The organism is Paenibacillus sp. R-74696, assembly GCF_055814915.1.
Genome location: NZ_JBPULM010000039.1, coordinates 41003 through 56804, shown reverse-complemented (window position 1 = coordinate 56804; position 15802 = coordinate 41003). Strand labels below are relative to the sequence as shown.

At 44.8% G+C, this 15802-nt stretch carries 11 protein-coding genes; 3 read left to right on the top strand and 8 right to left on the bottom strand.

Annotated elements, in window-relative coordinates:
• Nucleotides 1-14: 14 nt before the first annotated feature.
• The 5 genes from ACSR9A_RS19080 to ACSR9A_RS19060 are packed head-to-tail and all read right to left on the bottom strand — an operon-like array spanning nt 15 to nt 5144.
• The gene (locus ACSR9A_RS19080) at nt 15-899 is read right to left on the bottom strand and encodes an STM4011 family radical SAM protein (protein ID WP_473758903.1); all 885 of its coding nucleotides are present in this window, start codon (nt 897-899) and stop codon (nt 15-17) included.
• Nucleotides 896-2254 carry an STM4012 family radical SAM protein gene (locus ACSR9A_RS19075; RefSeq protein WP_473758923.1) on the bottom strand — a complete coding sequence of 453 codons (1359 nt, stop codon included), beginning with the start codon at nt 2252-2254 and terminating at the stop codon, nt 896-898. Before ACSR9A_RS19075 ends, ACSR9A_RS19080 begins: the two co-directional genes overlap by 4 nt.
• A gap of 23 nt (nt 2255-2277) precedes the next feature.
• Nucleotides 2278-3066, bottom strand: coding sequence for an STM4013/SEN3800 family hydrolase (locus ACSR9A_RS19070; protein WP_473758901.1), 789 nt, complete (start codon nt 3064-3066; stop codon nt 2278-2280).
• 27 nt (nt 3067-3093) lie between these two features.
• A complete protein-coding gene (locus ACSR9A_RS19065; RefSeq protein ID WP_473758899.1) occupies nt 3094-4272 on the bottom strand; it encodes an STM4014 family protein in 1179 nt (392 codons plus the stop codon).
• 29 nt (nt 4273-4301) lie between these two features.
• Nucleotides 4302-5144: an STM4015 family protein gene (locus ACSR9A_RS19060; protein WP_473758898.1), complete on the bottom strand. Its 843-nt coding sequence runs from the start codon at nt 5142-5144 to the stop codon at nt 4302-4304.
• 524 nt (nt 5145-5668) lie between these two features.
• Between ACSR9A_RS19060 and ACSR9A_RS19055 the strand changes: the two genes are divergently transcribed.
• Together ACSR9A_RS19055 and ACSR9A_RS19050 are read left to right on the top strand one after the other, a co-directional pair.
• Nucleotides 5669-6088: a hypothetical protein gene (locus ACSR9A_RS19055; RefSeq protein WP_473758897.1), complete on the top strand. Its 420-nt coding sequence runs from the start codon at nt 5669-5671 to the stop codon at nt 6086-6088.
• A 47-nt stretch (nt 6089-6135) separates the two neighbouring features.
• Nucleotides 6136-11073 (top strand): DUF4132 domain-containing protein, encoded by a 4938-nt coding sequence (locus ACSR9A_RS19050; protein WP_473758896.1) that lies wholly within the window; start codon nt 6136-6138, stop codon nt 11071-11073.
• A gap of 103 nt (nt 11074-11176) precedes the next feature.
• On the opposite strand, the gene ACSR9A_RS19045 is transcribed toward ACSR9A_RS19050, so the two are convergent.
• The 3 genes from ACSR9A_RS19045 to ACSR9A_RS19035 all read right to left on the bottom strand — a co-directional run bounded on the left by ACSR9A_RS19045 (nt 11177) and on the right by ACSR9A_RS19035 (nt 14756).
• Nucleotides 11177-12490: a DUF5050 domain-containing protein gene (locus ACSR9A_RS19045; protein WP_473758895.1), complete on the bottom strand. Its 1314-nt coding sequence runs from the start codon at nt 12488-12490 to the stop codon at nt 11177-11179.
• 181 nt (nt 12491-12671) lie between these two features.
• Nucleotides 12672-13634 (bottom strand): alpha/beta hydrolase, encoded by a 963-nt coding sequence (locus tag ACSR9A_RS19040; protein ID WP_473758893.1) that lies wholly within the window; start codon nt 13632-13634, stop codon nt 12672-12674.
• Between the two features lie 186 nt (nt 13635-13820).
• Entirely contained in the window at nt 13821-14756 is a 936-nt protein-coding gene (locus ACSR9A_RS19035) for a DMT family transporter (RefSeq protein WP_473758891.1), read from the bottom strand.
• A gap of 136 nt (nt 14757-14892) precedes the next feature.
• On the opposite strand from ACSR9A_RS19035, the gene ACSR9A_RS19030 reads away from it, so the two are divergent.
• The gene (locus ACSR9A_RS19030) at nt 14893-15789 is read left to right on the top strand and encodes a LysR family transcriptional regulator (protein WP_473758890.1); all 897 of its coding nucleotides are present in this window, start codon (nt 14893-14895) and stop codon (nt 15787-15789) included.
• Nucleotides 15790-15802: the final 13 nt, after the last annotated feature.

The window sequence follows — 15802 nt, the reverse complement described above, 5'->3', positions numbered from 1 at the left end:
AGACGAAAGTAGCTTTAGGATGTGCTTACTTTTTCTTTATGCTGAAAATGTACTGGAATTCGCTCCAGCAGACTGTCTTCATATATATTTCCCAGCTCCAGCTTTGGCATATGGATATAGCCGATATAACATCCGCATTTCTTCATGCCGCAAGGCCGTTCTGCGGACAAGCCTTCCAGTCCGTCCCGATAGAGTTGGCCGATGATACGCCGATCTTTGTAGCAATGTTTGACGACACCGCTTCCTTGAACATAAAACACGGAGGACCCGGCGGCGCATCGCTGACCAAAGCTATCATAGTCCATCGTATTCCATAGAAAATAAGGATCAACAGCTTCAAGCCGGGCGATTTCTGCTTCTGTGTAATAGTTAGGTTTATCTTTAAAGGCATTCACCCAAACATATACATCCTCTGGCAGGCTGCTGCGAAGTGCTTCAATTTGCTCGAAAGCACTTCGCAGCCCTACGGTTCCAACGCTAAAATTAAGTCCTTGTTGGTGCAACTGCACGCACTGTGACAGCATCTGGCTGAGCGTCGTCTGACCGGGGTGGTAAGTAACCCAAAAAGCAGCTTTCTCTGGATTTAGCCGGCTTGTCCAATCTAGCTTAGTAGAGAGATTCGTCTGGACGGCTACCTTGGAAATATGCGGCATATGTGACAACTCAATCATAGCCTCGCGATACCAGCGATGGATAAGGGCTTCGCCATAGGGGTTGAAAAAAATAGATAATTCATGGCCGGCGTGCCCTTGCTCCCGAATCCAATCCATGAAAGTATGCAATTGCTCCTCGTCTTTGCGCAGCGTAGCGGCACTATCTTTATTTTTGCTAAATGGACAATAAGGACAATCATAGTTGCAGGAGGAGAGTGACCCCCGATAATACAGCACGGCCTTCATGACAGCTCGTACCCTTCCATTAATTCTCTAACGTCACCGGAAATAAACTCATCGCCGATAGCATCGGAATAAGCCATGCCAAGCTCTGTTAGACGAAGGATTTGTCCGCCATCCATCATTTGGGCAAAGCCGAGTTGGATAAGCTCAGCCAGTTCGGAGTGATCGGCAAGTGCTTCGCTGCGAAAACGTTCTAAATAGCTTGCAAGTGAAAGGCCTTCGGCATGCAGCAGTGCCTTTAAAACAAACCGCCGTTTCTGTTCATCGACATTTAATTTAAATCCGTAATTCGCGGATTGGAAATTTTCTGTTGCAACATAATCGGCAATGATGCTTCTTGTAGCCGCTGCGCTTACCCCATAACGGGACGCATAATGCACTTCGCGCGTATAAGAGCGTGCACCGCAGCCGAGTCCGGCCATGCCTTCCTCCTGACAGCTAAATGGTAAAATGTTTTTGTGCGTAAACGTTATGTCTTTAGCAAACCGCCGCATGGAAAATTGCTTGTAGCCTGCCGCCTTAAGGCGTTCGCATGCAATATGATATAGTTCCAGCCGTGCATCGGTACCCTGGCGCTGAATTTCGTCTGGCTTTAAAATCGTATGTTCTCGCGTATACAGCGGATAAATGAAAATTTCGCCCGGAGCAAAGCTAATTGCTTTCTCCAATGAATATATCCATGAATCGGCAGTTTGTCCCGGCAAACCATAAATCAGATCAATATTCAGCAAGGGAAAATCAAAAGCCTGCAGCATCGTAATTGCTTGTTCAGCAAGCTTAGGCTTTTGTGGTCGATAAATGGCCGAAGCCTCCTCATCGATAAAGCTTTGCACACCAATACTAACCCGATCGGTCCGGCGGTCTTTTAAAATTTGCATCCGCTCTTCACTCACCGTATCAGGAGAGGTCTCCACAGAAATGGAAGCCTGTGATGTATCCAGCCCCATAACATCCTCGGCAATGGTAAACAGCCGATTTAACTGTGAAGCCTCAAGCAATGTAGGCGTACCGCCACCAATGGCGAAGCGGGAAAAAGGCTTTCCTGTAATAATGGGAGCCCACTGCAAAGCTTGACGTTCAAGTGCATCTACATATTGCTCATGCACATGGGTACGACGATCAGGCAGGGTGAACAAATTGCAAAATCCGCAGCGTACGCCACAGAACGGGATATGCATATATAAGAAATAATAATCGGCAGCTTCGTCTTTCCAGAGATCCTCAAGCGGCAGCGCCGGTGTTAGTGTTCGGTATGCGGTTTTATGCGGATAAGAATATAGATAGGAGCGGTAAGGGGAGGCGAACCAGCGCTTGCCCCATTCCGGCAAATCCGCTAGTCTAGTTAGTGATGTTGGCATGGACATCCGGCATCTCTCCTCTTTCATTCTAAAATAAATTCACGGTATGGTACGTTCCATACGACCTCATGTGCGAGTCGATGTCCGTCATATCCGTCTTCGCCATAGGCGGTTCCATGATCGGAGAAGGCGAGGCAAAGGGTTTTGCCGCGGCTTCGCAGCGCATCGAACAATATGCCAAGCTGGCTGTCTACGTATCTGAGTGCTGCACGCTGCGACTCGATGGAGTCTTTACGCGAACCGACAGGAAGAAAATAATGATTCGGCCCATGAATAGCCGAGATGTTCAGGAACAGAAACAATCTTTCATTGATATCAGCCTTCTCCAGCAGCTTTAGAGCATGATTGACCTGATGCTCAGTAGAACGAGGGTTGGTTACCCCGAAATTCATGCGCCAGTAGCTTTCTTGAAAATATCCGGGAAGTACTTTTGCCAGCTTATTTTTCTTAGTGAAAAAGATGACTCCTCCAATACATATCGTTCGGTATCCTTCTTCGGCAAGGCCGCTTACAAGATCAGGTGCATCAAACTGCCATGTGTGGGGATGTGTTTTTAAACCTGTATTTTTGGTGTGGAATAATCGCACATGCGATGCTTTATCCGTATTGGCAGGAGTAGGGAGAAAGCCTCCAAAAAAGGCATGATGTGCAGCATACGTGAAGCTGCCAGGCGTATGCCGCTTCTCCCATGGTCCGTCTGCGCATAAGTTGCGGCAGTTGGATTCTTCGAGCTTGGCTACATCATAACGCAGCGTATCAAGCGTAATCATAACAATATCATGAGAGCCCACGATTTGGTTCATATCTATCATCCTGAGCATCCTCTCCGTGCAGGCTTTTTACTGCTGTAGAAGCGACATTTGCCATTCGTAAGTATTCATTCCCTTATGCTCGGCATGATACAGTAAATCACCGAAGGGATTAACATCGCATATGTAGGTCCGGCCCTGTTTTTTTTGAACAAGCACATCAATTCCAGCGACCGTTGAACCATTAAAGGCAGCAAGTGCGGATACAGCGGTATCTTCAACCTGGTTTTTCAAAGCAGCTGACAGTGTGCTATCTGTTATTAAGCGACGCTCATTGCGCAAATGTAAATTAGTAATAGGAGTGCGGCTTAGCCTTGCTAAGGCATGGCAAGGGGATCCGTTAACGACAAGCTGCCTAATATCATAGCTGCTGCCATCGATACTGTCCTTTTCAATCCAACGCTCAATTTGAGCACCTTCACGACATACCCAGTCAATGATTAATCGGATCGTTGAATAGTCGGTATAACGCTGCAATTTACCAGAATTGTAGTAAATCTGTTCATTGTTATGCTGCTCTATGCCAATCGTTGTAATCGCAATTTCTGAGCCAGTTACAGGATGACGCTGATAGGCGATAACGCCTGAGGCTCCGGAGCCATAAGCAAGCTTAATGAATAAGCGGTTCATACGGCTCGATTGAACAGCCGTCAGCAGCGATTCATAATCTCGGATAGAGCCAGTGGGAGCTGGCATAGCAGGCGTAGGGACACCATTTTGTGAAAGCAGCTGCTGGCAGCGCCGCTTGTCGAACATAACGGCAACATCCGCCGGATCGTTGACCCAGCGGAATGGAAAATCACTTTGCTGCGCAGCTTCACGAAGCTCGGCTAGCAGGCGACAATAGCCACGGTACCATTGCCCTGGATAAAGGATGCGCCCATATTGTTCGGGAAGCCGCAATGCTTCGGCCGGAGTAACAGATATACCGCTAGTTAAATCTTTTCTGCTTCCTTGAAATTCTGCTCCCCACGCAATTAATTCACGCTCGACAAGCGGATTTTCTCCAGGAGCATCGAGTCGGAGAACAAAGGGCTTTCCTTCAATGGGCTGTGAGTTTGTTGCCGCCTGCCGAATTGATTCACCTAAATGGGTAGAACGTTTCAGCAGATCCGAATAAGGAAGAACGATAGCTGGGGGAAGCCCAAGCTTCTGCCTGGCAGCTTGTAGGCCAAGCGTACGTTTGTTGCCTGGGTTCCCAATTAACAAATAGGGTTGTACTGAAGCTGTGGCGGTCATTATTCCGTAATATAGGGATAGCGCCAGTCATCCTCATCAGCATCTTGCCCATCGCTAAGGTCAACAGAAAGACCAGTTGCTTTCCAGCGTTCGACCATATTATCGCTCATATAGTGGTAATTAAGATCCAAATGTTTAAGCTTCTTCACCCGCTCGCTCGTTATGAGGGCTTCTGCTCCCACATCGGTTAGAGTACCGTAAGACAAATCAAGCGTATCCAATTGGTCGACAATTGGCAAATCAGCAATCGCAATTGCAATCTCGTCCTGAATCTCGCTATTTTTCAAGCCCAAATAGGTGAGCTTTGGGAATAGCTCTGGATTAGCGACTGCCAGAACCTCTTCCAGCGATGCATCAAACCCATAATTATCTACACCGAGATACAATTCAAGTCTGCGAAGCTCAGGAAGCTGGGAGCCAGTGATTTGTCCAATTACACTATTCGGCAATCCGCCGCAAATAATTTTCAGTTCTTGAAGCGCTGCATGCTGCAGGGGTTCAAAACTTAAATCGGTGCTTCCTTTAACGGTAAGGGATCGAAGATTAGGATAGGCTTCAAGCAGTGGAGCGATGTTTGTTTGATTAATCCAGGATACTTCACATTCCTCCGAGTCCATATCTCCAAGAAATACGCTGCTCAGCCCTGTGAAAATATGTTTGTGTTTAACGAGTGATTCGATTGCATCATCAGGTCCGTTCTCATAGGCTTGTCCCCAATCACCGATCGTAAGCACGGAAATATTAGCTGCGTTCGGTTTTTCAGTGAGCTGGTCAATAAGCTGGGAAATGCGAACACCATTTTCATATTCATCGTAATCAATGGATAAGCGAATCTCAATCATTCATATCCCTCCAAAAGTTTCCATGTCCAATTTAAAATAACACGCTCTACTCAGTAGCGTCAATCCAGCTGTTTTCCTGAAAATGATTAATAAACAATGAAGCATAAAATCAAAGTTTCCAATAGAGGGTTATACCCATGTTAAGGAATGCTCAAACATTGTTTTTTTAATGAATTTTCAAAACCATATATCCAAAAGTAGAAGGAAGAGGTTGGAATTTCATTGACTAAGAACGTATGTTCCTGTAATATGAATTATAGAACCTATGTTCTCTTTTGACAAGCCGTAAATATTTAAGGACAATTAAACATACTTGAAGACGAAATAATGAAAATTTATACACTGTTCTATCCATATGCGATAGGTGTAAATAGTCTATATCACGTATTTTTAAGTGTAAAAGGGCCTGGCTGTGTAGAGAAAGTTTCATTATTTCCTCCTAAAGGCATGAAGGGCGTCCTTTCCTAAATATGGTACTATTATGGTAGTCAGGGGACATTATAAGTATCCGGAGGTAGTCGGTCATGATTGTGTACATAACGGTGAAGAGTCTTGGAAAGAAGAAAAGCTATTTAAATCGTCTCGAGTGGACACTTACAAATAAACCGGATACGTTGAAAGCGCTAATTACGGACCTGGTTACTGTAAATGTTCAGAAATTCAATCAAAAGGAGACGGACGTTCCGCTTGTGCCATATTTGACGCAAAGTGATGTGGAGCTGCAAGCCGAGACGGGCAAAGTTGGCTTTGGCTCAATATATAATGAGCAAAGGGCAAGTATAGATGAAGCGCTTTGTACTGCAATACTGGCGTTTGAAGACGGACTATATAAGGTATTTATTAATGGCGATGAAATCGAACAATTGGATAGTCCTTTACATATACAGGATGGCGACGAACTCGCATTGATTCGTTTTACTATGCTGGCAGGTAGAATGTGGTAGCTGGACTGGTTCATATTTTATTTTAATAAGCAGGAGGCTGTTACAATATGGAGTTAGAAGCGAATAAGGAGTATTTTCAGAAGATGCTGGATAAAGCGGTTACCTTGGATAAGGATGAGTCTTATCACAAACTTGCTAGTCTAGTCATCGAATTTGCTAAACAGAGATATATGGATAGTGACGCTAAGAAAGAATTAAAGCAATTGTTGATGCAATTGTCAGCAGATGATAGCAGCAAATGGTTCCATCCGCTTGTTGCTATTATGGACAAGCTGTTTGACGCCCCTTATGCAGCTGTATTCCGATATATTGTTAACCATTGCGTGGAGTATCCGTACAGTAATGGTTATTTGCGCCGCCCATTCCGCACGTCAAATTTAGAAGTACATACGGAAAGAGTGATAGAGAAATGTATTTCCCTCTTTTATATACAGGCGGCGAACTTCAATGTGAAGGATTATTTGACGAAAGTTGATCATTCTTCTCTCTCGGATTACAATCACCTAATGCTTGCCGCGGCGGATATGATTGCTTATGAGCTTGATAGGGAAAACGAAGAAACGTTTGAGGATTTGAAAGAAATTATATATGGTGACAATAACACCGCCTTGCTTTCCCGTCTTATGATTTCCGGTATATTTTTGAGCCATAGTAAGCGAGCTTATCATATGATAGGCGAGCTTCTTGTTGCTGCCCGTCTGCAAGAAGGACTCAGACAAAGTATTGTCGAGCAAATGGACTCGGGCACGATTGAGGCCATGCTATTTATGCTGAAAATTGTGGAGGACAATAATTTAATCCGATTTAGCTCGGTTATTCGCGCGTTGGATGTTTGGACAGGCCTGAATTTGGAAGCCGCGAATGCCCGAGTAGCGAAGCAGTGCCTCAGCTACGTGATCCAGTCCCTTGGCAACAAGGCATTATGTGAGCAGTGGCTGGAAAGCAGCAACGTCAATGAGGTATTTATGGCTCTGTGGACGACAGCTGTGCATGAGGAAAATGATTTGCATGAAAAGATATCTTATATAATGGGAAGCCAGGATACGTATCGTAAAGTGGTTGCTCAGTATGTTCTTGCACAGAGCACCAATACAGCTATGCGTTTTTCCATTGCTAAAAATTGGCTTGATGAGACAGATTATGAGCTGCAGTATTGGCTTCTTGATAATTATGCTTATGGATACAGCTACGAATGGCATATGGATAGAGATAATACGTTGACTTATACAAGTACACCATTTCTTGAGGAGAAATCGGAGAGACGGAGCCATTTTTCGAAATTTTCCAACATGCTTTCCGGGATGAATGAGAAGGAAATAACGAAAAATTCCCGTGTATTTGATTGGAGGAGCTATACGCTTCATGCCGATGAAATCGTAAGAAAGATGCTCTATCTGATAGCTTATGATATGGATAATGAAATGATTGCCGAGATAATAACTATTAAAGATACATTGAGTCCTAGTATGCGGGGCGAGTTGTTAAAGTATTTCCTTCCCGATCCAGAAAATAAAGCACAAAGAGGCTTTTTATTTGCAAGCCTTTCAGATAAAAGTACAAGCAATCGCGAATTCGCGATTCGGAAAGCTGCAAAGCTCCAAATGAGTGTGGAGGAGCTGTCTTCCATATCCGCTCTGCTGAAGCTTAAGAAAGGAGCACTTCGTCAAGGTGCTATTGAACTTCTGCTCAACCAACCAGCTTCCAGTCTTAAGGCTGTAACAAAGGAGCTTCTGCAAAGTCGGGTGGAGCTGCAGCGTCTGGCTGCGTTGGAATTATTGACTGAGATGAAGGAGGACGAGCAGCATGCAGGGCTGTTTGCTGAGCTTCAGGATCAGGTAGAAGTACTTACGGAGCCAACAGACAAGGAACGGCTATTACTAGCGAAGCTGAAACAAGAGGCTACCTATTCTTTGGCAAATGGCTTTGGCTTGTACAACCTTCCTGAGAAAGCCGATGGGCTTGTACAAATAGAACCAATGCCATTGTCGGCTTTGGAAGAAGTAAAGCAATATTTTACTTTGCCAGTGGACAAGATGCAGCATTTTCTACAAGGGTTATCTGAGCTTGTTCATGAATATCGGGAACATGAATATGAAATTCAAGATTATTATGAGGCTAAACAGACTGTGCTTCTCGGGACAAGGCTGTCAACAACTAGCTGGCGTTACGACCCCGAAGACAACACACCTGCATTGGAACGTTATCCTCTTACTGACGTGTGGAGAAAATATTTGGATTCGAGCGGCTTTGGCCCGCTTGAGTTAATGCAGCTGGAGTTTTATCGTCATGCAGATTTCTTGCATCGCTGCTGCACGGGACAATTGAAAAGGTGGGAAATGTACGAATCCAACTTTCAGGCGCTGGAGTCTTGGGGCAAGGAACTGATTGAAACCATCTATCCTATGGAGAAGGTGGTGGATATGCAAGCGATTTATAATCATTTGGATTATGGGGATCAGGTCAATGAAATTATTGATGCTTATATTTCAGATAGCAATAAACAGGAGCGATTTGACAAGTCAAATCATGCGCTGCGTTTAATTATTAGCTGCTTCCCTCATGACAAAGAGGATGAAAATCAAGGTATTTTAAATGCAGTGACGAATTTCTGGCGGCGCTGGCAAAAGTCTGAACTGCATAGCGATCATTCATTCAAACCGTATTTTGAAGTTTATTATTGGCTATTTGCACTGCAGGGTTACAATGGTTATTTGCTTGGAATTGAGGATTTTGCAAGGGCGTATAGCTTAGAAATACTGACTGAAAATGAACTTATTCGATTATTAATGTCCAGACCACGCAGCAATAATTACATCGGGGAAATGACTAGCCCGAAAAATCATGATTTAAGCTCTTACCCAGAAATCGTTGATATTAAAAGTAGGGTTATCGAGCGGATATTGGAAATTGAACTTAACCGCGGCGATCTTGCGACGGATGTCACGAAGCTCGCAACAAGCATTTCACTTATTCAGGGGACTTCATATTTCCTTCGTATTTTGACTGGGTTGGATAAAGAATCATTCGTCCGGGGCTACATTTATAGCAATGGCAAAAATACGACGAAAAAAGAATCGTTCAGTCAAATGCTTAAAGTATGCCACCCTGCTGCGGGGGAGAACGAAGAGACGTTGAAAGAGCTGCTTAAGGGAAGCAAAGTTAGCGAGGTCAGACTGCTTGAAGCAGCGATGTATGCACCGCAATGGGTTGATATTGTAGCAAAATATTTGGGCTGGGATGGTCTACGCAGTGCAGCCTGGTATTTCCACGCTCATATAAATGAGACATTTTCAGGGGAGAAAGAAACGATTGTAGCCCATTATTCCCCGATTTTACCGGAGGATTTCAACGATGGCGCATTCGATGTGAAGTGGTTCCTTTCTGCTTATGAAGAGCTCGGAGAGACGCGGTTTGATCAGCTCTATCAGTCTGCAAAATATATTTCGGCCGGTTCCAACCACCGACGCTCTCAATTATTTGCCGACGCGGTGCTGGGTAAACTTAAGCTTGCAGACTTGAAAAAATCAGTAGCGGATAAACGCAATAAAGATCATTTGCTGTGTTATAGCCTAGTTCCATTAGAGCAAGACAAGCAGCGCGATGTACTGGAACGTTATGAATTTATTCAGCAATTTCTTAAAGAAAGCAAAGCGTTTGGAGCCCAGCGTCGGGCTACAGAGTCAAAAACAAGCTCCATTGCACTTGATAACTTAGCCCGAAATGCAGGGTATAATGATGTGGTTCGTTTAACTTGGGATATGGAAGGACGGAAAATAGACGAGCTTCTGCACTACTTTGATCCCGTCGCTTTGGATGAGGAAGTTAAGGTACAGCTGATCATTGACGAAGAAGGAAAAGCAGAAATCCGCTTGCTCCGCAAAGACAAGGAGCTTAAGTCCGTTCCGGCCGCTTATAAAAAGCATGATTATATTGAGACGCTTAAACAAATTAAATCGGAGCTTTCCGATCAATTCAAGCGGGCGCGCAAGGAACTTGAACGCTCCATGGAAACGGGAAGTCTTTTCACTAAAGAAGAGATTAACAAGCTCGCGAAAAACCCGGTTATTGCGCCTTTAATTAGAACATTGATATTTGGTGCTAATGGAAAGCTGGGTTACTTTGAAAACGGAACGCTGCTCGGAGCAGCAGGGGAAGCCTATGAAGCTGCCGAAAGCGATGAGCTGCTTATTGCCCATCCTCTGCATTTGTTTAACAGTGGACAGTGGAGCTTGTACCAAAAGGATATGTTTGACAGGCAGTTGAAACAACCGTTCAAACAAGTATTTCGTGAATTGTACATGCCGAATGCTGATGAGCTGGCTAGTGGTGCGATTTCCCGCAGATATGACGGACACCAGGTACAGCCTCGCAAGACGGTTAGCTTGCTGAAGGGCCGCTTATGGACGGTAAGCTATGAGGAAGGACTGCAAAAGGTTTATTACAAGGAAAATATCATTGCGAGCATTTATGCGCTAGCTGATTGGTTTTCTCCGTCGGATGTTGAATGCCCAACTCTAGAAACAGTCCGTTTCTTTGATCGCCATACGTATAAACCGATTGATATTAAAAATGTACCGCCACTCGTTTTCTCTGAAGTGATGCGTGATGTGGATTTGGTTGTCAGTGTGGCACATGTAGGCGGAGTAGATCCTGAGGCGAGTCTGACAACAATTGAAATTCGCCAAGCTATCGTTCGAGAATCGTTGCGACTGCTCAAAATCACTAATGTAAGGCTGGAAGGCAACCATGCTTTAATTGCAGGGCAATTAGGTGAATACAGCGTTCATTTGGGCAGTGGAATGGTATATAAGCAGGCTTCTGGCGCAGTTGCCATCATTCCGGTTCATTCTCAGCACCGAGGCAAGCTATTCCTGCCATTCATGGATGAAGATCCAAAGACAGCAGAGATTTTATCCAAAATCGTTCTGCTTGCACAGGATACGAAAATTAAAGATCCGCAAATTCTTGAGCAGATCAAACGTTAATAAAATCAAACATTTCACAATAGAAAAAGAGGAGCAGATTCTAGAATTCTGCTCCTCTTTATAATACATGGTAGATTCACTTCTAATGATAAAAAAAAGCGGCTTATTGTTTGGCAACAAGCAGAACGCGGCTGATTGTTTGCTCGCTAAGCATCGTTGCCGTTTTGCCATCGCTGCTTAGGTGGAACAGCTGTCCGTAGCCTGCATCCTTGGAATCGTCATTGATGTAGTAAATGCCATCCATGTCATCATTGATACGCATGAAATCCCCGTTCAATCCAGGTATCTTTTGAACCGACAAATCCGATTTCAGCAAGTAGCTGGCATTGTCTCCGAAATAGATCGTAGAAGCGATTTTCCCACCCGACATGATGTTGTAAACGGAATAAAGCTTAGAAATATTAAGATTTTTTTTGCTAATGACTTTATTGTTTTTTATCGTTGCAACATAACCTTTATTCGCTGAATCAATAAAAGCTATTTTGTCTGTGCCTACATTAGCTACACCATAGACGCCAGTGCTGTGCAGGGAGAAGGTTTTTCCGCTAGTATTCAGGAGGTAGCCTTTCCCGGTGTTATAGTTGAAATGTCCTTCGGAATCAAGGCGAATGTCCTTGTTGAATAGGTAATACGTATTCGTTGCCCATCTACCGGAATAAGCCGCATTTGCATCAATTGGAGCGTTTAAGTTAAGGGCTTTGGCTGCGCCGCCTTTTTTAGGTACGCTATAAAGTACAATGCAGTCAAGGGAATAAAATTGCTCTTCTGGCTTGGTGTTGACAATAATATTGACGGAATTAGCAGTTGTTTGAATATGGTGATCCTGTTCTATGGCACCGGCTGCAATATATTGCACTTGTCCTGCGCCTGTAACTGCTTTGGAGGCTACCCACGTGGAGCGACCATTACGGACGGTGTTGTAGTAGATTTTTCCATCAATGATTTTGAATTCTTCAAAGTCTGTATCAGCTTTATCGGCAATTTGCTTTGCTTCTGATACAGCAGCATTAGCAGAAACGGAATAGATTTTTCCAGCGCTTGTCATGTAGTACAGCGTTCCGTTCACAATGGAATAATGCAGCACATCATTATAAAAAATTTCATCCTCAGTTGCTGTACCGTCGATTGGCAGGCGCAATAGTGTAGTTGATCCGTTGTAGGACAGATAATACAAATATTTGCCGCCACGATTCAGAGCAGTACCGGGAACGTCAAAATCCTCCATTATGAGAGCGGCACCAGTGCCATCTGTTTTAATTCGGAACAGGTCATTGTCAGACGTGTAATATACATAACCGCTGGCCGTTACGGCTGCCTCGGCTTTCGGAGCTGTTACTGTGCCGAAGCTAGTAAACAGCAGGGTGAAAATAAAAAGCAAACAAACATTTTTTTTGGTGAAAAGGTGAAGCTTATTCATTACTTAATCTTCCTTTCTAGTGCTGTGGAATAGTATTTGCTGTAAACAACCCTCTTTTAGTGAAAAAAAGGAAGTCGCTTGAATACTTATCGGTTTATATGGCGGAAAACATTATACTAATTATATAAATACTTTTACAAATCTTATTGAATAATTAGGGGGTAAACCTGAGTGAGCTAATTTACTTTGAGATTGTTGAGGCAAGGTTAGTTAGAAATTCCAGGACAGCAGTACGTAATTGTTCAAGCCCTGGCTGCTCAATCGGAAAATGTCCGGCTCCTTCCAGCATGACCAGCTTTTTCGGACAGGCTAATCTTTTATAAAAGCTTTCGCTAAAAGCATAAGGAGTCATAGGATCAACTTCTGGGTGAACAAGCAGTACCGGACAGGACGTAAAGCTTTCTGGCTGCACTTCAGGTGTCATGTTCAGAAAGGTTCTTAGCAATTTAAGAGGCACACGGGTTGCTGCTGCACGGGGATCATGCATAATAAGCTGTGCTAATTCAGCATGGTTAGCAATCAGCTCCATGCGCGATACTTTGGAAACAGGCAGCCGAAATGAATCCAGTAAAATGGGGAAGGCATCCATTAACCATTTGCCATACACCGCAATATATTTATTAGGGGCAAGCTGAAGGCGCATAGCAGCGTCACTAGTATCTACGAAGGTTGTAGCAATCAGGCCTTGCACATGAGGGCTGCGCGCGGCAACATGATAGGCGAGCATGCCCCCAATGCTAGCGCCAAGCAGAACAATAGGTTTGCCATCACGTGTATATTCGCTTTCTACTAAATCAACGAGAAGCTGAATCCAGTCTTCATAACGGATTGGTTTGGAGAAAGGGCCTAATTTGCTAAGTCCATAGGGAGGAAGGTCTGGGGCAAGCATTTCATAGCCTTGCATTTGGAGCATTTTTCCATAAGGGGCGAATAAACGGCCGTTGCCTCCAGCACCATGAACGAGTACAATCTTGAGCGGGCTTTTGGCTGCTGGCAACCGGTCTAAATGAATTTCGCAGCTATGCCAATCCCACCATTCCTCGTTGGGCAGGTTATTTTCTTTTAACTGTATTTCTGAAGGGAAAAATCGCTGATAGCTCTCCCAGTAGCTGCTGTTATTATTGTAATCCTTGCGCTTGTTCATTGTTGATCGCTCCTATTCTGCTATCTATTATGAATGGATAAATTCGTAAATAGCAATATAGATTTCTGACTATAAAATAAGCACAGTAGAGGATAAAGCAACATTTTGAATAAAATCCTGATTATGCAAATGAGCTGTGGATTGCTCACCCACGGCTCATTTGTGCATCAACTGGATAGCATTTTTCTAGAGAATCTGCTGAAGTGCTTCGTTTTCCCTAGCTCTACCTAGAACTTTATCCTTAGCCTTAACGGGAAATGGGGCGTCACCACGACGCTTCCATTTTATTTCGGAGGCAACGACAGCAAGCAGCACGAACGCAGCTCCCACATAGCCCTGCGGAGGCAATATTTCATGAGCAAACCAAAAGCCTACTGCTGCCGCAAACACAGGCTCAAGGGAGAAAATTAACCCCGTCCGCGTTGGGGTCGTGTATTTTTGAGCAATGGGCTGAATAATGAAGCCAAAGCCGCTGCATAAAAGGCTTAGTGCAAGCACAGCGCCCCAACTGGCGGGTGTTTGCGGCAAAGTCGGCGTCTCGAATAGCAGCATGCCGATTAGGCCGAAACCGCCCGCAAAGCCTAGCTGTAAAATACCTAGGTTTAGTGTATTTGAAGCTTTTGCCGCAGAGTTCGTTAATATAATATAAAGCGCATAAAAAATAGCTGACAGCATGCAGAGGATATCTCCGCCACCGATGCTGAAGGGCATTTTCAGAGTGAGCAGCCCAATGCCTACAAGGGCGAGCAGGACACTGACCTTCATAGACGAAGTAAGTTTCTGTTTGAACAGAAGGACTGACAGCAGCGGAACGAAGATGACGGTCATACTGACGAGGAAGCCGGCATTGGACGTCGTGGTCGTCTTAAGGCCAAACATGATGCAGGCAAAGACAGCGAACAGCAGGAAGCCGAGTATCGCACTATATTTGATCGTGCGCCAATCGACTTTGCGCAGCGATTTCCAGAAGAGAAGAGACGTCAGCAGGAAGGCGAGTCCAAAGCGCAGGGCAATTAAATTAAAAGCAGCAATGGATTCAAGCCCTATTTTCATAAATAAATAAGAACAGCCCCAAAATACGGTTGCGAGCACGATGAGCAATTCGGCATTTCTAGGTTTCATGAGGGTTATCTTCTCCGACTTTAATAGAATAGGCTTATGGGCCGAAACCTAGTATACTGGGGTTTAACATATAAGTATAACGGGGATTTCTTATTATAAACATGAGGAATACTCATGCAAATAGAGGAGACGCAGGATGAGTATTAATAAGTATGAAATATTCGCACAGGTTGCCAGGCTTGGCAGCTTGACGAAGGCGGCGGAAACGCTGGGCTTTACCCAATCGGGCGTTAGCCATGCAATCAACAGCTTGGAGAGTGAAATTGGCTTTAGGCTGCTGCAGCGCAGCCGTGCGGGCATTCTATTGACAGCGGAAGGCGAGAGGCTGCTAAAGCCTATGCGCGAGGTGCTGCAGGCCAATGCTCGTCTGCAAGAAGAGATAGCTGCAATTCGGGGGCTGGAGGCTGGCACGATTCGCATTGGCACATTCACAAGCGTATCTGTGCACTGGCTGCCGCGGATGATGAAGGCTTTTTTAAACGATTATCCGCAAATTGAATTTAAGCTGATGGAAGGGGATTATCAGGAGGTTGAGGAATGGCTGGAGGAGGGACAAATTGACTGCGGCTTTTTCTCCTTGCCCACGAGCGACAAGCTGGAGGTATTTCCTTTAAAGGAGGACCGGATGCTGTGCATATTGCCCCAGGAGCATCCGCTTTGCGGAGCTGCCTTTTTCCCACTTGCTCGGCTTGGGGAGGAACCGTTCATTATTCCTAAATCTGGCTCGGATTATGATGTTCGGCGCGTACTTAAGAAGGCAGCGATTACGCCAAACGTTCGATTTGAGGCAGGTGATGATGCTGCTATTATTGCCATGGTTGAACAGGGACTTGGCATTAGCATATTGCCCGAGCTGGTCATTGAAGGGCGCAATCATCATGTCCACGTCATGGAGCTGGAAGAGCCGAGCTTTCGCTCGCTAGGTATCGCCGTCCATTCAATGAAGTTTTGCTCGCCTGCCACAAGGCGTTTCCTTGCGCATGTCCAATCGTGGTTGGATGAGCAGCAACTGCTGCAAGTTAATAACGCATAACTAATTGATAAGA